General features: G+C 72.7%; 19 protein-coding genes. 2 read left to right on the top strand and 17 right to left on the bottom strand.

Features of this window, described 5'->3' with window-relative positions; genetic code table 11:
- Nucleotides 1-96: 96 nt before the first annotated feature.
- The gene (locus tag BA175_RS17215) at nt 97-1,383 is read right to left on the bottom strand and encodes a glycosyltransferase family 4 protein (protein WP_069172317.1); all 1,287 of its coding nucleotides are present in this window, start codon (nt 1,381-1,383) and stop codon (nt 97-99) included.
- A gap of 311 nt (nt 1,384-1,694) precedes the next feature.
- Between BA175_RS17215 and BA175_RS17210 the strand changes: the two genes are divergently transcribed.
- Nucleotides 1,695-2,477 (top strand): hypothetical protein, encoded by a 783-nt coding sequence (locus tag BA175_RS17210; RefSeq protein WP_069172316.1) that lies wholly within the window; start codon nt 1,695-1,697, stop codon nt 2,475-2,477.
- Nucleotides 2,478-2,614: 137 nt separating this feature from the next.
- Nucleotides 2,615-2,920 carry a hypothetical protein gene (locus tag BA175_RS17205; protein ID WP_069172315.1) on the top strand — a complete coding sequence of 102 codons (306 nt, stop codon included), beginning with the start codon at nt 2,615-2,617 and terminating at the stop codon, nt 2,918-2,920.
- Between the two features lie 74 nt (nt 2,921-2,994).
- On the opposite strand, the gene der is transcribed toward BA175_RS17205, so the two are convergent.
- The 16 genes from der to ald form a co-directional block, all read right to left on the bottom strand.
- Complete coding sequence (gene der / locus BA175_RS17200; RefSeq protein WP_069172314.1) at nt 2,995-4,464, bottom strand: ribosome biogenesis GTPase Der; 1,470 nt, start codon at nt 4,462-4,464, stop codon at nt 2,995-2,997.
- A 56-nt stretch (nt 4,465-4,520) separates the two neighbouring features.
- Complete coding sequence (locus BA175_RS17195; RefSeq protein ID WP_069172313.1) at nt 4,521-5,189, bottom strand: lysophospholipid acyltransferase family protein; 669 nt, start codon at nt 5,187-5,189, stop codon at nt 4,521-4,523.
- Entirely contained in the window at nt 5,186-5,905 is a 720-nt protein-coding gene (gene cmk, locus BA175_RS17190) for a (d)CMP kinase (RefSeq protein WP_069172312.1), read from the bottom strand. Before cmk ends, BA175_RS17195 begins: the two co-directional genes overlap by 4 nt.
- A gap of 122 nt (nt 5,906-6,027) precedes the next feature.
- Nucleotides 6,028-7,113 (bottom strand): prephenate dehydrogenase, encoded by a 1,086-nt coding sequence (locus BA175_RS17185; RefSeq protein WP_069172311.1) that lies wholly within the window; start codon nt 7,111-7,113, stop codon nt 6,028-6,030.
- A complete protein-coding gene (gene aroH, locus BA175_RS17180; RefSeq protein ID WP_069172310.1) occupies nt 7,110-7,472 on the bottom strand; it encodes a chorismate mutase in 363 nt (120 codons plus the stop codon). The genes BA175_RS17185 and aroH overlap by 4 nt, the downstream gene beginning before the upstream one ends.
- Nucleotides 7,473-7,792: 320 nt before the next feature.
- Complete coding sequence (locus tag BA175_RS17175; RefSeq protein WP_069172309.1) at nt 7,793-8,479, bottom strand: maltokinase N-terminal cap-like domain-containing protein; 687 nt, start codon at nt 8,477-8,479, stop codon at nt 7,793-7,795.
- Between the two features lie 204 nt (nt 8,480-8,683).
- Complete coding sequence (locus tag BA175_RS17170; RefSeq protein WP_069172308.1) at nt 8,684-9,706, bottom strand: ADP-ribosylglycohydrolase family protein; 1,023 nt, start codon at nt 9,704-9,706, stop codon at nt 8,684-8,686.
- Nucleotides 9,703-10,434 carry an NUDIX hydrolase gene (locus BA175_RS17165; RefSeq protein ID WP_069172307.1) on the bottom strand — a complete coding sequence of 244 codons (732 nt, stop codon included), beginning with the start codon at nt 10,432-10,434 and terminating at the stop codon, nt 9,703-9,705. Before BA175_RS17165 ends, BA175_RS17170 begins: the two co-directional genes overlap by 4 nt.
- On the bottom strand, nt 10,431-11,510 hold the full coding sequence (locus BA175_RS17160; RefSeq protein ID WP_069172306.1) for an AAA family ATPase: 1,080 nt from the start codon (nt 11,508-11,510) through the stop codon (nt 10,431-10,433). Before BA175_RS17160 ends, BA175_RS17165 begins: the two co-directional genes overlap by 4 nt.
- Nucleotides 11,507-12,160: a nicotinamide riboside transporter PnuC gene (pnuC, locus tag BA175_RS17155; RefSeq protein ID WP_069172305.1), complete on the bottom strand. Its 654-nt coding sequence runs from the start codon at nt 12,158-12,160 to the stop codon at nt 11,507-11,509. Before pnuC ends, BA175_RS17160 begins: the two co-directional genes overlap by 4 nt.
- 129 nt (nt 12,161-12,289) lie before the next feature.
- Nucleotides 12,290-13,450 (bottom strand): pseudouridine synthase, encoded by a 1,161-nt coding sequence (locus BA175_RS17150; protein ID WP_069172304.1) that lies wholly within the window; start codon nt 13,448-13,450, stop codon nt 12,290-12,292.
- The gene (gene scpB / locus BA175_RS17145; protein WP_069172303.1) at nt 13,450-14,100 is read right to left on the bottom strand and encodes an SMC-Scp complex subunit ScpB; all 651 of its coding nucleotides are present in this window, start codon (nt 14,098-14,100) and stop codon (nt 13,450-13,452) included. The genes BA175_RS17150 and scpB overlap by 1 nt, the downstream gene beginning before the upstream one ends.
- Nucleotides 14,097-15,218 (bottom strand): segregation and condensation protein A, encoded by a 1,122-nt coding sequence (locus tag BA175_RS17140; protein WP_069172302.1) that lies wholly within the window; start codon nt 15,216-15,218, stop codon nt 14,097-14,099. Before BA175_RS17140 ends, scpB begins: the two co-directional genes overlap by 4 nt.
- A gap of 90 nt (nt 15,219-15,308) precedes the next feature.
- Complete coding sequence (locus BA175_RS17135; protein ID WP_069172301.1) at nt 15,309-15,890, bottom strand: hypothetical protein; 582 nt, start codon at nt 15,888-15,890, stop codon at nt 15,309-15,311.
- Nucleotides 15,887-17,005: a ParA family protein gene (locus BA175_RS17130; RefSeq protein WP_069172300.1), complete on the bottom strand. Its 1,119-nt coding sequence runs from the start codon at nt 17,003-17,005 to the stop codon at nt 15,887-15,889. Before BA175_RS17130 ends, BA175_RS17135 begins: the two co-directional genes overlap by 4 nt.
- Nucleotides 17,006-17,375: 370 nt before the next feature.
- Nucleotides 17,376-18,491 (bottom strand): alanine dehydrogenase, encoded by a 1,116-nt coding sequence (gene ald / locus BA175_RS17125; protein WP_069173081.1) that lies wholly within the window; start codon nt 18,489-18,491, stop codon nt 17,376-17,378.
- Between the last annotated feature and the right edge of the window lie 48 nt (nt 18,492-18,539).

Raw genomic sequence — 18,539 nt, 5'->3', positions numbered from 1 at the left:
ATGCCGTGTATTCATCTGCGCATCTCGCCGTGACGGCCGGCCGTCCGGCCGCCGTCGGCGGCCGGACGGCCGGGGATACCCGGACCACCGCGAGCATCACAGCGCTTTCCCCTTGCGGATCACACGCGCGGCCTTGTAACGGAGCGCGTACGCCCCGTCCAGCACGCTGCCCCTGGAGCGGTGCAGCGCCGTGCGCACGGCGCTGCGCGAACGCCCACGGGCTCCGCGAGCGGCGGCCAGTTCGGTGAAGAGCCTCTCGTGCCGCTCCGCGATCGGCGCCGGGTCGAAACGCGCCGAGGAGGCCAGCGCGGCGCGCCCCATCCGGTGCCGTAGCGCGTCGTCGTCGATCAGGGCGAGGAGGGCCTCGGTGAACGCGCCGGTGTCCCCCACCGGGACCAGCCGCCCGTCCGTGCCGTCGTCGATGATCTCGGCGGGACCGTGCGGGCAGTCGGTGGCGACGACCGGTACCCCGCAGCGCATGGCCTCCACGATGGTCATGCCGAAGGACTCACGTGCGGAGGTGACCGCAGCGATGGAGCCCCGGGGCCACTCCTTCTCCATCGGGTGGACCGATCCCATGAGGAGCACCCGCTCCCGGAGCCCGAGCCCGTCCACGAGCCCGCGCAGGGCCTGCTGCTCGTTGCCGCTGGCGTCACCGGCGCCGTAGATCCGCAGCCCCCATCCCGGGCGGACCGCCGCGACCTCGGCGAAGGCCCGGATCAGCATGTCGTACCGCTTGACCCGGTGGAGCCGGCCCGCCGCCACGATCCACGGGGCGTCGCCGTCGGCGGGTGCGCCGGAGGGCGCGGGCACGCTGTTCGGGATGGCCTCGATCCGTACGCCGGGCAGCCGCAGCCTGCGGCGGTAGTCGCACGCGTCGGCCTCGGTGACGGTGGTGACCGCGTCGAGCAGCCCGTAGCGGTGGCTTATCTCTCGGCGGAGCCGGTAGCCGTGGCTGTCGAGCGTGAGGTGCTCCTGGCCGACCCGCACCGGGCCGCGGCGCGCCTGCCGGCTGATGTGGATGTTGAGGCCCGGGCGCGTCCCGACGACGACGTCCGCCTCCAGGGCTCCCAGATGGGCCGCGATGCGGGTGTCGGTGAGGCGGCTGTACTGGCGGTGCCTGCTGTCCCCACGCGGGAAGACGGAGGCGGCACGCGCGTGGTCGGCCGCGTCGCCGTCGTACCCCGGACTCGTCCTGCGCAGGTCGACGAGATGGCGCATCCGCACCCCGTCGGGCGCGCCCAGCGTGGGCGCGTCGCGGTGCCGGAAGACGGAGACGATCTCCACGTCGTGGTGCTCGGCCAAGGTCCCCGCGAGCGTGAAGGTGGTACGGATCGTTCCCCCGATGCCGTACGCGTTGTGCAGCAGAAATGAAATATGCATGGCGACGTCGTTTCCCCTGTTCGACTGGTCCCGACAGACCTTACGCGGCGTCACCATGACTGCCCGTGTTCGCACATGAGTCGCACAGAGCCGTGTCGATCCGAACGTGTGGGCGGACATCCGAGCGGGGAGAACGGGCCTTTCGCGGAACACTTCGCTCCGTATCACTTTCACGACCTGTCGACCTGTCGGCCTGCCGACCCGGCCGCCTTCTGCCGCCGATTGACGCGTGACCCCGGCGCCCGGTCTCCCGTTGTCTCTTCATGAGCCGGGAACCGCCCGGCCCACGCCCCGAGTTCGAGGAGCCACCCGTGCCGCGCATGCTCGACGTCAGCGAGGACGTACGCGCCGAGATCGGCGATGCCGAAGCCGACCGGCTGCTCGTCGGCGACAGTGCCCCAGGCAGCTACGACTGCACGTCCTGCCGCACCCCGGGCGACTCGGACCAGGAGCGCACGAGCACCGTGCTCTTCGTGGGCGAGGAGACCGCCGTACTCGCCTTCGCGCACGCGACCTGCATCCCCTCGCAGGTCGTCCACGTGGCGGAGGACCAGTTGCAGGGCGCGGTGCGGTCCATCACCGGCAGCGATCCGCAGACCCCGGAGGGCCGCATGCCCGAACAGGCCGTACTCGGCATCACCAGCGGCCTCGTCCTGATCGAGGACGATCTGCGCCCCGCCCTCGTCGTCGAGCCCACCGGCCCGATCGCCCGGCCCGGCACCGACGGGCGGGACGGCGACCAGTTCCTGGAGCTGCTGCGGGAGCAGGGCTTCCTGCCCGCCCCCGACCTGAGCCGGCTCCCGGGGTTGCTCCAGGGCTGGTCGGTCCTCCTGGCCATGGGTCGGCTGCACGCCGTGCTGCAGCCCGGCGCGGGCGGCGGAAGCCCGGTCGCGTGGTGGCAGGCCCACCAGCCCCTCCAGGTGACCGAGGGGTGGCGGGCCGCCGCGAACAAGTCGCAGACCGTGCTCGTCTTCGCCGCCCCGGCGGGTTCGATCGGCCAGCAGCCGCGCGAGGACCTGCTCCGCGACGCCCTGGACAAGGCCGCCGCCAACGGCCACCTGGTCGCCGCGACGATGCCGCTGGCCGGGACGTGACCGTGGCCGCGCCGCCGTCCCCTCCTGCGCGGACAGCGTTTTCTCCGCCCGGCCCGCATCCGACGGGCGGCGGGGTCGTTGGCACCTACGTGCACTCATACGACCCTTCTCACCAGCAGCCCGCCCCGATCCCGGCGATGCGTCCGTCGCGGGACCCCTCGGGCGGCAAGTCCCCCACCCCGATCTACGACGCCCTGTACTCCGAGTACCGGCGATCGTTCCGGGCGCTCCCCGGGGACCGGACCGGTGAGGAGAATCTGGGCTTCCGGAAGTTCGGCCTCGGGATGTTCGGCAGCCGCACCCCGCTGAGCAGCCGTACCTCGGCGAACGGGCAGGGCGGCCAGAGCGCGCACGGCGGCAACCCCGGTTCCTGGCAGCGGGTGGGGCGGCACGCGGGACGCTCCCGGCCCGCCGCGCTGCCCCCGGGGGCGGCGGACGCCTGACCGGGCGTACGACGGAGCCCCGGACCGCTCGCCTGTGCGAGCGGTCCGGGGCTCCGTCGTACGCCCGATGACCGTTACTTCTTACGGCCGCGCTTCTCGCGGACCCGCACGGAGATGTGGAGCGGGGTGCCCTCGAAGCCGAACTCCTCCCGCAGCCGGCGCTCGACGAAGCGCCGGTAGCCGTGCTCCAGGAAGCCGGAGGCGAAGAGGACGAACCGCGGCGGCTTGGTGCCCGCCTGGGTGCCGAAGAGGATGCGGGGCTGTTTCCCGCCGCGCACGGGGTGCGGGTGGGAGGCGACGATCTCGCCGAGGAAGGCGTTCAGCCGGCCGGTGGGAACGCGGGTTTCCCAGCCCTCGATGGCGGTCTCGATCGCCGGGACCAGCTTCTCCATGTGCCGGCCGGTGACGGCCGAGACGTTGACGCGCGGGGCCCAGGCGATCTGAGCGAGCTCCGTCTCGATCTCGCGCTCGAGGTAGTAGCGGCGCTCCTCGTCGAGGGTGTCCCACTTGTTGAAGGCCACGACGATCGCCCGTCCCGCCTCCACCGCCATGGTGATGATGCGCTGGTCCTGCACGCTGATGGACTCGCTCGCGTCGATCAGGATGACGGCGACCTCCGCCTTCTCGACGGCGGCGGCGGTACGCAGCGAGGCGTAGTAGTCCGCGCCCTCCTGGAGGTGGACGCGGCGGCGGATACCGGCCGTGTCGATGAACTTCCAGGTGATGCCGCCGAGCTCGATCAGCTCGTCGACCGGGTCCCGGGTGGTACCCGCCAGGGCGTTGACGACGACACGGTCCTCGCCGGCGACCTTGTTCAGCAGGGAGGACTTGCCGACGTTGGGACGGCCGATGAGCGCGATGCGGCGCGGGCCGCCGAGAGCGGAACCGAAGGTCTGGGCCGGTGCCTCGGGCAGCGCCTCCAGGACGGCGTCGAGCATGTCGCCGGTGCCGCGGCCGTGCAGCGAGGAGACCGGGTGCGGCTCTCCGAGGCCCAGCGACCAGAGCGCGGTGGCATCGGCCTCGCCGCTCTGTCCGTCGACCTTGTTGGCGCACAGGACGACGGGCTTGCCGGCCCGGCGCAGCAGCTTGACGACCGCCTCGTCGGTGTCGGTGGCGCCCACGGTCGCGTCGACCACGAAGACCACGGCGTCGGCCGTCTCGATCGCGTACTCGGCCTGGGCGGCGACGGAGGCGTCGAGGCCCAGTACGTCCTGCTCCCAGCCGCCGGTGTCGACGACCTTGAAGCGGCGCCCGGCCCACTCGGCCTCGTAGCTGACGCGGTCACGGGTGACACCCGGCTTGTCCTGCACGACGGCCTCGCGGCGGCCGATGATCCGGTTCACCAGGGTCGACTTGCCGACGTTCGGCCGGCCGACGACGGCGAGGACGGGGAGCGGTCCGTGACCGGCCTCGCCGATCGCGCCCTCGACCTCCTCGGGGTCGAACCCCTCCTGCGCGGCGAGCTCCATGAACTCCGCGTACTCGGCATCGCCAAGTGCTCCGTGCTCGTGGTCCGAGCCCTCGGAGTGAATCTGGTCGTTCATGAAGTCCGTTCCTCTTTGCATCATCATCGATGGGCCACGAACTGGTGGCCCACTACTCACGTCGTGGCCGGGCGCCCGGTGAGACGCCTGGCGTTCTCCAGGTGCGCGGTCAGCGCGCCCTGGATCCGGAGGGTCGCCTCGTCCAGCGCCTTCCTGGTGCGCCGGCCGCTGCCGTCACCGGCCTGGAAGGCGTCGCCGAAGACGACGTCGACCCGGCTGCGCAACGGAGGCAGTGCCGGTATCAACCGTCCGCGGCGCTCCGTGCTTCCCAGGACCGCCACGGGGACGATCGGCGCCCCACCGCGTACCGCGAAGTACGCGAGCCCGGCGCGGAGCGAGGCGAAGTCACCCTCGCCCCTCGTGCCCTCGGGGAAGATCCCGAGGGCCCCGCCGTCCTCCAGCACCCCGAGCGCCCGGGTGACGGCCGCGCGGTCGACGGTCGTACGGTCCACCTTGAGCTGCCCGATTCCGCGCAGGAAGGGGTCGAGCGGACCGACGAACGCCTCCTTCTTGATCAGGAAGTGGACGGGCCGAGGTGCGGTGCCCATCAGCATCGGTCCGTCGATGTTGTGCGCGTGGTTCACCGCGAGTATGACGGGTCCGGCGGCGGGCACCCGCCAGGCGCCGAGCACACGGGGCCTGAACAGCCCGTACATGAGCCCGATACCGATCCCCCGCCCGACGGCCGCTCCGCGCGGCGTCGGCGCGGCGGTGGCATCGGTCACTTCGCGGCCCGCGTCTCCCCGACGAGGGTGACGACGCACTCGACGACCTGGGTGAGGGTCAGCTCGGTGGTGTCCACCTCGACCGCGTCGGCGGCCTTGGCCAGCGGGGACGTCTTGCGGCCCGAGTCCGCGGCGTCCCGCTTGATCAGCGCCTCCTTGGTGGCGGCGAGGTCGGAGCCCTTGACCTCCCCGCTCCGCCGGGCGGCGCGCGCCTCGGGCGAGGCCGTCAGGAAGATCTTGATGTCGGCGTCGGGAAGCACGGTCGTACCGATGTCCCGGCCCTCCACGACGATGCCACGCCCGGCACCCGCCGCGATGGTGCGCTGCAGTTCGGTGATCCGGGTCCGCACCTCGGGCACGGCACTGACGGCGCTGACGGCCGCGGTGACCTGCGACGTGCGGATCGGGCCCGAGGCGTCCTCGCCGTCGACGGTGATCGTCGGGGCGGACGGGTCCGTTCCGGAGACGATGACCGGCTTGGCGGCGGCGGTGGCGATCTCCGCGGCGTCGCTCACGTCGATGCCGTTGTTCAGCATCCACCACGTGATCGCGCGGTACTGGGCGCCGGTGTCCAGGTAGCTCAGGCCGAGCTTGGCGGCGACGGCCTTGGAGGTGCTCGACTTTCCGGTGCCGGAGGGACCGTCGATGGCGACGATCACCGGGGCCGGGGCAGTCGGGCGGGCTGCGGCGCTTACGGCTTCCACGGTGGTGGACACCTTCCTGGTACACGGGGTGGGCGGAGCGGGCCAGGGAACGGCCTCCCCCAAGGTTACCGAGTGCGCGAAGCGCCTTTGTACCCCCTGTCCCGGCCGGACCCGCCGGGACAGGGGTACGCGGATCACGGCCGGATGGACCAGCCCCGCTCCGTGAGCGCGGTGCTCAGCGTGGAGGCGGCACTCGGCTCGACCATCAGCTGCACCAGGCCGGCCTGCTGGCCGGTGGCGTGCTCGATGCGGACGTCCTCGATGTTCACCCCGGCCCGCCCGGCGTCGGCGAAGATGCCGGCCAGCTCCCCGGGACGGTCGCTGATGAGGACGGCCACGATCTCGTAGGCGGCCGGGGCCGCCCCGTGCTTGCCGGGCACCCGGACCCGGCCGGCGTTGCCGCGGCGCAGGACGTCCTCGATGCCCCTGGTGCCCTCGCCCCGCTCGTTCGCGTCGGCCGACTGCAGGCCGCGCAGGGCCCTGACCGTCCCCTCCAGGTCGGTGGCGACCCGGGCCAGCACGTCGGCGACGGGACCGGGGTTGGCGGAGAGGATCTCCACCCACATCCGGGGGTCGGAGGCGGCGATCCGGGTGACGTCCCTCACCCCCTGGCCGCAGAGGCGTACGGCGGTCTCGTCGGCCTCCTCCAGCCGGGCCGCGACCATCGAGGAGATCAGCTGCGGAGTGTGGGAGACCAGGGCGACGGCCCGGTCGTGGGCCTCGGCGTCCATGACGACGGGGACGGCACGGCAGAGCGCGACCAGTTCCAGGGCGAGGTTGAGCACCTCGGTGTCGGTCTCCCGGGTCGGGGTGAGGACCCAGGGGCGGCCCTCGAAGAGGTCCTCGGTGGCCGCGAGGGGGCCGGAGCGCTCCTTGCCGGCCATGGGGTGCGTGCCGATGTAGGGCGTGAGGTCGAGGCCCAGCGCCTCCAGCTCGCGGCGCGGGCCTCCCTTGACACTGGCGACGTCGAGGTAGGCGCGGGCGGCCCCTTCGCGCATGGCCCCGGCGAGCACGGAGGCGGTGTGGGCGGGCGGTACGGCGACGATCGCGAGGTCGACGGGTCCCTCGGGCGCCCGTTCCGTGCCGGCGCCGAGCGCGGCCGCCGTCTGCGCCGAGGAAGGATCACGGTCGACGAGGTGGACCTGGATACCGCGCGCGGCCAGGGCGAGGGCCGCGGAGGTACCGACCAGGCCGGTCCCGATGACGAGGGCTGTTCTCACTGGGCGATGTCCTTGCGGAGGGCACCGGTGGCGCCGAGGTAGACGTGGCTGATCTCGGCCCTGGAGAGATACGTCTCGACGTGGGCGAGGATGCGCACCACCCGGGGCATCGCGCCGGTGATGTCCAGCTCCTGGGCGCAGATCAGGGGTACGTCGACGATGCCGAGGCCCCGTGCGGCAGCGGCCGGGAAGTCGCAGTGCAGGTCGGGGGTGGCGGTGAACCAGATGCTGATCAGGTCGTCGGCGACGAGTTCGTTGCGCTCCAGGATCGCGGTGAGCAGAGCCCCCACCCGCTCGTCCATGTGCCCGGCCTCGTCCCGCTCCAGCTGGACGGCTCCACGGACCGCTCGTACCGCCACGTCGCACCCCTGTTCCCTCGTTCTGCGTACCTCCTCAGCCTAGAGGGGCCGCGGGGCGGATCGTCAGCGTGCTCTGTGGGTGAGACAGGACACCGGCCGGCGCGCCGGTTCCGCGCCACCCGGCCGGGGCACCCCGCCGGGCCACGCGGAGCGGGGCGGTCCGCGTGGTGAACGACGTCCCGGTCGGCCTCGGAGCGGGCAGAGCCGGCAGGCCGACCGGCCCCGGACCGCGCACCGGAGCCGGGGCCCTTCGGCCCGCCCGGAACCCCATGGCCGGGACAGCCCGTGGTCCGGCCGGAGGTGCGGCAGCACCGACGGCGTCAGAGCCGCTCGTCGAACAGGGTGAAGAAGGGACCGCGGGCCTCGCCACCGTCCGGGAGGCGCCACCCGGCGGTCACCTGGCCACGGGCCTCCGCCCCACCGGTACGGGTGACGGGCTCTTCCGCGCGCAGGACGCGTGTCACCGCGATGACCGCGGACGCCGCCTGCCCGCCCTCCGACGACGTCCCGAGCACGATGTCGGTGCCGTGCCTCCCGTCGCGGACCGTCGGCGACGTGACCACGGCCGGGTGGGCGGCTCCCGTGGGGTGGACGGCGACGGTCGGGTCGGGGGTGTCGGTCAGGCTCTGGGCCTGCGGCTCGGTACGTCCCGCGAACAGGGCGAGCAGCTGGGCGGCCAGCACCGGGTCGTGGGCGCCGTCGTACACCCAGCGCCGTCCGAGGACCCCGTGCTCGGACGTGCCGACGAGCGCCTCGTCGGCTCCCTCCAGCGGTGCCCCGCGGTAGGTGAGGGGGACGAGGTAGGGGACGGGCCTCTCCCCGGAGGTGTCCGTGACCACCATGAGCTCGATACCCACCTCGCCCTCGGGATCGTCGAGCCGGAAGCCGCCGGCCGGGGTCAGCTCCGCTCCGCCCGCGGGGCCGGTGTACCAGGGCCGGGTGGGCAGCCAGGGGGCGAGGAGCTGCAGCTTGGTCGGTTCCATCGTGGTTCTGTGGATGACAGCCATGCACGGTCAACTCCTCGTACCGGTGGCGGGTTCCCGGCCACGTGGGTGACGCCGCCCCGGCGGCCCCGGCGAGCCGGGCGGTCAGCGCGGTGAGGTGGGCGAACAGCTCGGCGTCGAGGTCACCGGCCCGGGCGGGACCGCGCCCTGACGGCCCGGCGCCGCCCGGTCGGGCCCACCCGGGGCGTCGTGGCGCGGTGGCGTGGGTCAGGCGTCCCAGAGCGCGCCCAGCGACAGCAGGTCGCTGCGGTACTCGATGCGCTCCGCCCACTCCTTGGGCCAGGCGCCGGCCCCCAGGTGGGCCCCGGCCAGCGCTCCCGTCAGGCAGGCCAGCGAGTCGGAGTCGCCCCGGGTGCAGGCGGCCCTGCGCAGGGCGGTGACCGGTTCCTCCGGGAAGAGCAGGAAGCAGTGCAGGGCCGTGGCGAGGGCCTCCTCGGCGACCCAGCCGTCCCCGGTGGCCTCGCACGGGTCGGTCTCCGGGGACGGGTCGCGCAGGGCGTCCTGCACCCGCGCGAGGGCGGCCAGGCACTCGTCCCAGCCTCGCCGGATGTACGCCTCCGGCGAGGCGTCGCCCGCGTACCGCCAGAGGTCGCCGAGCCAGCGCACCGGGTAGCGGCCGCTGTTCTCGTAGGCGTAACTGCGCAACTGGCCGACCAGGCCCATGGGTTCGGCTCCCTGCGCCAGCAGGTGCACCGCGCGGGCCATGAGGTCGGAGGCGGCGAGGGCCGTGGGGTGGCCGTGCGTGAGCGCGGCCTGGAGCTGGGCCGCGCCGGAGCGCTGCTCCTCGCTGAGCCCGGGTACGAGCCCGACCGGGGCGACCCGCATATTGGCGCCGCACCCCTTGGAGCCCGTCCGGCTCGCCTCCTGCCAGGGCCGGTCGCCGTCGAGCATGCGGCAGGCCGTCAAGCAGGTGTTGCCCGGGGCGCGGTTGTTGTCCGGGGAGTGGTACCAGTCGACGAACTCCTTCCGCAGCGGCCGGACGAGGCGGTCCGCGGTGAGGAGCCCCTGATCCATGGCGGAGCGTATGCCGCGTCCCAGGGCGAGCGTCATCTGCGTGTCGTCGGTGACGAACGCGGGTGCCGGCAGCCGCATCTGCCGCCAGGGCCCGCACGTGGCGAGGATGGACGGCACGTCCTTGAACTCGGTGGGGAAGCCCAGCGCGTCGCCGAGCGCGAGCCCGGTCAGCGCGCCGGTGGCCGCCTGTTTGGTGAGTATCCGTGTCGGGATCATGTCGTCCGTCCTTCCGGGCGCAGGAGTGGTGGGTGCAGGGCGGTGGCGGCGCCCGCCCGGTAGAGGGCGGCCGGCTTCCCGCGTCCGCCGGTGCGGCGCGGCGGTCCCTCCACGGCCTCGACGAAACCGGGCGTGGTGAGGACCTTGCGCCGGAAGTTGGGCCGGTCGAGGGTGACGTCCCAGACGGTCTCGTAGACCTGCTGGAGCTCGCCCAGGGTGAACTCGGCGGGGCAGAAGGCGGTCGCCAGGCAGGAGTACTCGAGCCGGGCGCCGATCCGGTCGTGGGCGTCGGCGAGGATGCGGTCGTGGTCGAAGGCGAGCGGGCCGGTGCGGCCGGTCTCCCACCACCGGGCGCGCGCCGCGTCCCCGCCGCCCCGTGGTTCGGGGAGATCGGGTACCAGAGCGGCGTACGCGACGGAGACGACCCGCATCCGGGGGTCCCGGTCCGGATCGGTGTAGGTGCGCAGTTGCTCGAGGTGGAAGGCGCACACGGACTCCTGCGTGAGGCCGGTCTCCTCGGCGAGTTCGCGGCGGGCCGCCTCCTCCGCGGACTCGCGGGGCAGCACGAACCCGCCGGGCAGCGCCCACCGACCCCGGTAGGGCTCCTGGCCGCGCTCCACGAGCAGGACGTGGAGCCGTTCCTCACGGACCGTGAAGACGGCGAGGTCGACGGTGACGGCGAAGGGGGTGAAGGCGCGCGGGTCGTACCCCTCGGGGGCGGGGCTCATCGCCGCTCCGGGAGGGGCGCGGCGAAGTCCCAGGAGGTGGCGAGGAGTTCGTCGACCGCGGTGACGGCAGCGGCCAGGCGGTCGCGGTGCGGGCCGGTGAGCTCGACGAACGTGCGCCCGGTGCGGGTGAGTTCGGCGCGGAAGCGGTCCGTCATCCAGGGCCGCAGCTCCTCGCCGTCGCGGAGTCCGTCGTCCTCGAAGGCGACACCCTCGTGGCCGGTGAGCAGCCACAGGTGGTGGGTGACCCGGTCGGCGGTCTTCTCGACGAGCGGGTTGCGTCCGCCGATGTAGCGCTCGTGCCACACGGTGGTGGCGAAGGAGTCCGTGTCGCAGAAGAGCACCGGGGAGCCGTCCCGCGCGGCGGCCTCCTCCCGGGCGTTCTGGGTCTCGGCTATGACGGGGAAGTCGTCGGTGGTGAAGGTGACGTCCTCCCACCGGGCCCCGGGCCGCTCCGCACGCAGAGCGGCGAGTTTCGACTCGCTGAACTCCCGCCCGTACTCGGCGACGTACCGGGTGTGCGCCCAGACGCCGCCGCGCCGGCGGAAGTGCTCGGTGAGGGCCCGCGCCAGGGTCGTGGTGCCGGTGGACTCGGCACCGAGGACGACGACCCGGCGGGTGAGCGCGGCCCGGACGGGCGGTGCGAGGAAGTCCCAGCAGCCGGCCGGGTCCGCCCGGACGGCGGTTCCGGACACGGGGAAGACGGTGCGCTCCGGGTCGACAAGGACGGACCGGGCGCCGAAGCGGCGGGCCAGTTCGGCCCCGTACGTCTCCGAGGTGAAGACGGCGTCGACGCGTTCGGGGACGGCCGCGGTGAACACGGCCATGTGCGCGTCCCAGACGGCGGGGTCGGTGAGGTCCATGGGGATGTCGTCGACGGCGCCCACCACCCGGACGCCGGGGTGCACCTCGCGCATCCAGGCGACCCGGTCGGCCAGGGGGACGGACTCCACGGAGGCGGCGCAGACCAGGACGGTGAGCCGCTCGCACCGTTCCTGGGCGGTACGGACGAGGTGGTGGTGGCCGGCGTGCGGCGGATAGAACTTGCCGAGGACCAGACCGTGCCCGTGGCGCTTCACGCGGCCACCCGCGCGTCCGCCGTACGGCCGGCCGTGAGGTCCCGGCTCCAGTTGCGCAGCCCCGCGAGGCAGAGCGCGAGGAAACCGGCGTACAGCAGGGAGGTGAGGTAGAGCTCCTTGTACGCGTACAGCGGGATGTACACGAGGTCGGCGGCGATCCACAGCCACCACGACTCCACGCGCTTGCGGCACTGCCCGTACGTCGCCGTCAGGGACAGGGAGGTCGTCAGCGCGTCCCAGAACGGCACGGTCGAGTCCGTGGCACGGGACAGCAGCACGGTGAGCGCGAGGGTCCCCACCACCCCCGCCGTGAGCAGCCAGGCCCATTCCGTGCGCGTGGTCCTGCGCACCGGCAGGACGGGCGCACCTGGTCCACCCCCGTGGGTCCAGGTCCACCAGCCGTACGCGGCGAGGGTGATGAAGACGATCTGGAGGCCGGCGTCGGCGTACAGGCCGGACTGGGCGAACAGCAGCACGAAGAACAGGTTGTTCGCGATGCCGACCGGCCAGTTGGCGAGGTGCTGGCGGGCCACGAGCCCGACACAGAGCGCCCCGCTGCCGAAGCCGAGGACCTCGGTCCAGCTGACCGGGGTGCCCAGGACCGTCACCAGGGGCTGCTGCAGGGGATCGAGGATGTCCGCGAGCATCACGCCACCTCCTTCTTCTTTATGGTCACACTGACTATAAAGAAGAAACGGCCACCGCGAAAGGCCCGCGGCCGGTTCCCGGTCGAAAACGAACCAGGAACCGGCCGCGGGCCGTTCGGGAGCGGGGACGGGCTACAGGCCGACCTCACGCATCAGCATGCCGACCTCGGTGTTGGTCAGACGGCGCAGCCAGCCGGACTTCTGGTCACCGAGCGGGATCGGCCCGAAGGACGTGCGCACCAGCCGGTCGACAGGGAAGCCGGCCTCGGCCAGCATCCGGCGGACGATGTGCTTGCGGCCCTCGTGGAGGGTCACCTCGACCAGGTAGTTCTTGCCGGTGTTCTCGACCACCCGGAAGTGGTCGGCGCGGGCGTACCCGTCCTCGAGCTGGATGCCGTCCTTGAGCCGCTTGCCCAGGTCGCGTGGGAGCGGCCCCTGGATGGCTGCCAGGTACGTCTTCTTCACGCCGTACTTCGGGTGCGTCAACCGGTGGGCCAGCTCGCCGTGGTTGGTGAGCAGGATGATGCCCTCGGTCTCCGTGTCGAGCCGGCCGACGTGGAACAGCCGCGTCTCGCGGTTGTTCACGTAGTCCCCGAGGTTCTGACGGCCGTCCGGGTCGCCCATCGTGGAGACCACGCCGGCGGGCTTGTTGAGCGCGAAGAAGAGATAGGACTGGGTCGCGACGGTCAGGCCGTCGACCTTGATCTCGTCCTTCTGCGGGTCGACGCGCTTGCCCTGCTCCAGGACGATCTCGCCGTTGACCTCGACACGGGCCTGCTCGATCAGCTCCTCGCACGCCCGGCGCGAGCCCATGCCGGCGCGGGCGAGGATCTTCTGCAGACGCTCGCCCTCCTGCTCGGCGCCCGGATGCGTCTTCGGCGTCCTGATCTCGGGCTTCTCCGCGTACCGGTCGCGGTTGCGCTGCTCGATCTTGGCGTCGAGCTCACGGGGGCGGGACGGGGCGCCCACCCGGCGTCCGCCCTTGCTCACGTTCTGCGCCGGCTTCGGGCCGCCCTTGGCTCCGCCACGTGCCGCCGCGCCCCGGCCCTTGCGGGGGCCGCCGTCGCCGCCGCCGGGCTTGTCGGAGCCCACGTCGTAGCGGCGCTCCTCGGGGCGGGGCCGGCGGGGGCGCTGCTCCTGCTTGTCGTCGCGCCCGGAGCCGGAGACCCGGGGGTTCGGGTTGCTGTTCCTGCCGGTGCCGGCGTTGTTCCTGGCGCTCCGGCCGCCACCACCGCTGCGGCCGCCACTGTTGCCGCCGCTGCCGCTTCCGCTGTTCCTGCCACTGCTTCGCATCAAAAATCCGTCTTGTCGTGTGCGTGAGTATCCGGGGTGTCCGGTGCGTCCGGATCGAACGACGGCACACCCTCTAGCGTCTCAGCCTCGATCGCGTCCGCCTCCGGGAGGAAGGGCGCGAGCTCCGGGAGCTCGTCCAGGCCTCGCAGGCCCATGCGCTCCAGAAAGTAGTTCGTCGTCCTGTACAGGATCGCACCTGTTTCGGGTTCCGCGCCCGCCTCCTCGACCAGACCCCTCTGGAGCAGGGTCCGCATCACGCCGTCGCAGTTCACTCCGCGCACCGCCGAGACCCTCGAACGGCTCACCGGCTGCCGGTAGGCGACCACCGCGAGGGACTCCAGTGCCGCCTGGGTGAGCCGGGCGTGCCGGCCGTCCAGGACGAAGCCCTCGACCGCCTCCGCGTACGCGGGGCGGGTGTAGAAGCGCCAGCCCCCGGCGACCAGCCGGAGATCGAACCCGCGCCGCTGGACGGTGTACTCGTCGGCCAGCTCCCGCAGCGCGTCCGCGACGGCCCTGCGGGGCCGCGCGAGGACCTTGGCGAGGTGCTCCTCGGTGGCGGGCTCGTCGACGACCATGAGGACCGCCTCCAGCGCGGGCTTCAGGGGAAGGGCGGCCACCCCGCTCCCCCGCAGTCCGTCGTCCTCACTCATGCGTCCACGTCCTCCCGTGTCTCGCGCGCCTCTTGGTCGAACTCGTCCGTCACCAGCGGTTCCGTCTCCTCGCCGCCCGCCCAGCGCACCAGGAGGTCGCCGAGGGGTTCCTCCTGGTCGAGGGTGACGGCCTTCTCCCGGTAGAGCTCCAGGAGCGCAAGGAAGCGGGCGACGACGGTGAGCGTGTCCGCCGCGTCCTCGGTGAGCGCCCGGAAGCCGATCTCGCCCTCCGCCCGCAGCCGCGCCACCACGATCGCGGCCTGTTCGCGGACGCTGACCAGGGGGGCGTGGATGTGGTCGACGTACACCTGCGGCCTGGGTCTCGGCTGCATCGCCTTGACCGCGAGCCGGGCGAAGCCGTCCGGGCCGATACCGATGACGACCTCGGGCAGCAGTTCCGCGTGGTGGGGCTCGAGCCCCACCGTACGGGGGTAGCGGCGGGACTCCGCGTCGAGCCGGTCGCTGAAGATCTCCGCGATCCGCTTGTAGGCGCGGTACTGCAGCAGCCGTGCGAAGAGCAGGTCCCGCGCCTCCAGGAGGGCGAGGTCCGCCTCGTCCTCCACCTCGGCGGTGGGCAGCAGCCGGGCTGCCTTCAGATCGAGCAGGGTGGCGGCCACGACGAGGAACTCCGTCGTCCGGTCGAGGTCCCAGTCCGGTCCCATGGCCCGGATGTGGGCCATGAAGTCGTCGGTGACCCTGGACAGCGCGACTTCCGTCACATCGAGCTTGTGCTTGGAGATCAGTTGGAGGAGCAGGTCGAAGGGGCCCTCGAAGTTGACCAGCCGTACGGTGAACCGCCCGTCGCCGGCGGCCGCGTCCGCACCGTCGACGGCGGCATCCGGGGCTCCCCGGGCGGAGGGGGCTTCCGGGGCTTCAGGGGGCCTCCCGGGCCCGGGAAGGGCCTCGGAGACCGCAGGTACCTCGGGAGCCGCGCCGGGAGCCGCTGGGGCCGCTCCGGGCTCTCCGGGGTGCGCCCGGGCCGCCGGTACCTCAGGAACGGCGGCCTCCGGAACCTCGGCAGCCGCGCCGGGCTCCCACGCCTCCGGCGCGGCCCGGCTTGCAGGCCCCCGGCCGAGGGCGCGGCGGGCCGGGCGGGGCGGGTCGTCGGCAGTCGGCATGTGCTGAGGTCCAGGGGTGCGGCGGGGCCGGGCGGCGGCCGGGCCGCCGTTTCGGCGGCCCGTCCAGGCAGGCTACCGGCGCCGCGCCGGTCAGCGGCCCCGCAGTCTCCGTACGAGGATGCTCGCGTCGCCCCGCGACTCCAGGTCGGCGAGGACCACGGCGACGGCCTCGCGGACGATGCGCCCGCGGTCGACGGCCAGGCCGTGTTCGCCCCGCAGCACCAGCCGCGCGTGCTCCAGGTCCATGAGTTCCTCGGCCGACACGTACACGGTGATCTTCTCGTCGTGGCGTTCGCGGCCGCTGGGCCGGCGGTTCGCGCCCCGTCCGCCGCCACGCGTGCGCTGCTGCTGGACCGTGGGGGCCGCCTCCTGCGGCGCGGTGCGGGGCTGCGGCGCCGCGGGCCGCTCGCCCCCCTCGCTCCGGCCGCGCGAACCGCCGTCGCCGGCGTCCGCCGCGGAGTGCTCCTCCGGTGCGGGGGCGGCGGACGTGCCACCGCTCGCACCCGGGTTCCCGCCGGGTCCCGTCGCCTCCGCCGCCGGTTCGCCCGCCCCGGCCGGTGGGGGCACCCGGGCCTCGCCGTTCGCCTTGCGTCGCCGGTCGGCCGGGGAGGAGGCCTGGAGGCCCATGCCCCCGGTGGTGCGGAACAGCTCGTCGGCCCCCGGCAGACTCACTCGGCGTGACACCGGGCGAGCACCTCCCTGGCGAGCTGGCGGTAGGCGGCGGCACCGACCGAGTTGGACGCGTACGTGGTGATGGGCTCGCCGGCGACCGTGGTCTCCGGGAAACGCACCGTGCGGCCGATGACGGTGTGGTAGACGTGCTCGTCGAAGGCCTCGACGACGCGCGCGAGCACCTCCCGGCTGTGCACGGTGCGGGAGTCGTACATGGTCGCGAGGATGCCGTCGAGTTCGAGTTCCGGGTTGAGCCGCTCCTGGACCTTCTCGATGGTCTCCGTGAGCAGCGCCACACCGCGCAGCGCGAAGAATTCGCACTCCAGCGGGACTATCACCTTGTGTGCGGCCGTGAGGGCGTTCACCGTGAGCAGGCCGAGCGAGGGCTGACAGTCGATCACGATGTAGTCGTAGTCGGCCAGCAGCGGCTTGAGGGCGCGCTGCAGCGTCGACTCGCGGGCCACCTCGCTCACCAGCTGCACCTCGGCGGCCGAGAGGTCGATGTTGCTGGGCAGGAGGTCCATGTTGGGCACGGCGGTCTTCAGCAGGACCTCGTCGGCGGCCATGCCCCGCTCCATGAGCAGGTTGTAGACCGTGAGGTCGAGCTCCATCGGGTTGACCCCGAGGCCGACCGACAGGGCTCCCTGCGGGTCGAAGTCGACGAGCAGGACGCGTCGTCCGTACTCCGCGAGCGCGGCACCCAGGTTGATGGTCGACGTGGTCTTGCCGACGCCGCCCTTCTGGTTGCACATCGCGATGATCTTCGCGGGGCCGTGCTCGTTCAGCGGCCCGGGGATCGGGAAGTACGGCAGCGGGCGGCCGGTCGGGCCGATCCGCTCGCGGCGCTGGCGGGCGGCGTCGGGCGCGAGGGTGGCCGCGTACTCGGGATCGGGCTCGTACTCGGCGTCGGGGTCGTAGAAGTGCCCCTCGGGCACCTCGGCGAAGTCGGCGAAGTGGGCGGTATCTCGGCCACTTTCGTTGCCGGCCATGGCGTTCACGTGTAGGCCGTCCATCATCTGGGGGGCTGTCGTCATGTGCTGGTGGGTGGCGAAGGTGCGGACAGCGACGGAGCCGACAGCTTCGAGCCCGATCGGGCTCAGACCCCGTGCAGGCATCCCTGGTTGACCACCCCCGGGAGTAATTGTCGACTCATTCACAAGTCGTCTTACCTCCTTGGATGTGACCAGGAAACTTATCGATAGGTCAGCGTGGCACCATGCCGACGATTGGCGACTCTATGGCGTGTCACCGGTTCGCAGCAACACAATCCGCCGGACCCGGCCCGATGTGTCGGCAATCGCGCACCGGTCTGTCAAGGGTGCGGGACGGGTGGCGAAGGTCTTTCGCGGGGGTGCCGGCCGGGCGGGGAGTCACGCCTCCGGCACGTCGGGCGGGGGCCGCGCGAAGGGCCCGGCACACGTGCGGCCGGACCCTGCTGAGCAAGGTCCGGCCGGACGCGCGAGGTTGACGGGAAGCGTTGACCGCTCAGCCCAGGAGCGTGCTCAGTTCGACGTGGTCGAGACCGTGGGCCTCGGCCACCTCGCGGTAAACCACCTGGCCGTCATGGGTGTTGAGACCCTTGGCGAGTGCGGCGTCACGGCGCAGGGCCTCGGTCCAGCCGCGGTTGGCCAGCTCCAGGATGTAGGGCAGAGTCGCGTTCGTCAGCGCGTAGGTGGAGGTGTTCGGCACCGCGCCCGGCATGTTGGCGACGCAGTAGAAGACCGAGTTGTGGACCGTGAAGGTCGGCTCGGCGTGCGTGGTCGGGTGCGAGTCCTCGAAGCAGCCGCCCTGGTCGATCGCGATGTCGACAAGAACACTTCCGGGCTTCATCCTGGCGACCAGTTCGTTGGTGACCAGCTTCGGCGCCTTGGCGCCCGGGATCAGCACGGCACCCACCACGAGGTCGGCCTCGACGACGGCCTTCTCCAGCTCCAGGGCGTTGGAGACGACCGTCCGCACCCGGGTGCCGAAGATCCGGTCGGCCTCGCGCAGCTTGTTGATGTCCTTGTCGAGCAGCGTGACGTGGAAGCCGAGCCCGACGGCGATCTGCGTCGCGTTCCAGCCGGAGACACCGCCCCCGATGACGACCGCCCTGGCCGCCCCCGTCCCGGGGACACCGCCGGGGAGCACACCGCGGCCGCCGACCGAGCGCATCAGGTGGTAGGCGCCGACCTGCGGGGCGAGACGGCCGGCGACCTCGGACATCGGCGCGAGCAGCGGCAGCGCGCGGTTCGCGGTCTCGACGGTCTCGTACGCGATGGCGGTCGTGCCCGACTGCAGCAGCGCGTCCGTACACGCGCGGGACGCGGCCAGGTGCAGGTAAGTGAAGAGGGTCTGGCCCTTGCGGAGCCGGTGGTACTCCTCGGCGACCGGCTCCTTGACCTTCAGCAGCAGGTCGGCGGCGGCCCAGACCTCGTCGGCGGTGGGCAGTATCCGCGCGCCGGCGGCGACGTACTCCTCGTCCGGGATGGAGGAGCCCTCACCGGCGTGGCGCTCGACGAGGACCTGGTGGCCGTGGCGGACGAGCTCATGCACTCCGGCGGGGGTGATCGCCACCCGGAACTCGTTGTTCTTGACTTCGCGGGGGATGCCGACCTTCACGTCGATCACGGCCTTTGGCTCGGAGGTAGCTCGGACATGACGGGGTAA

This window comes from Streptomyces griseus (genome assembly GCF_001715295.1).
GTDB classification, from domain to species: Bacteria; Actinomycetota; Actinomycetes; order Streptomycetales; family Streptomycetaceae; genus Streptomyces; species Streptomyces griseus_G.
The sequence above is the reverse complement of the archived record's forward strand: the minus strand, read 5'-3'. Positions and strand labels throughout refer to the sequence as shown.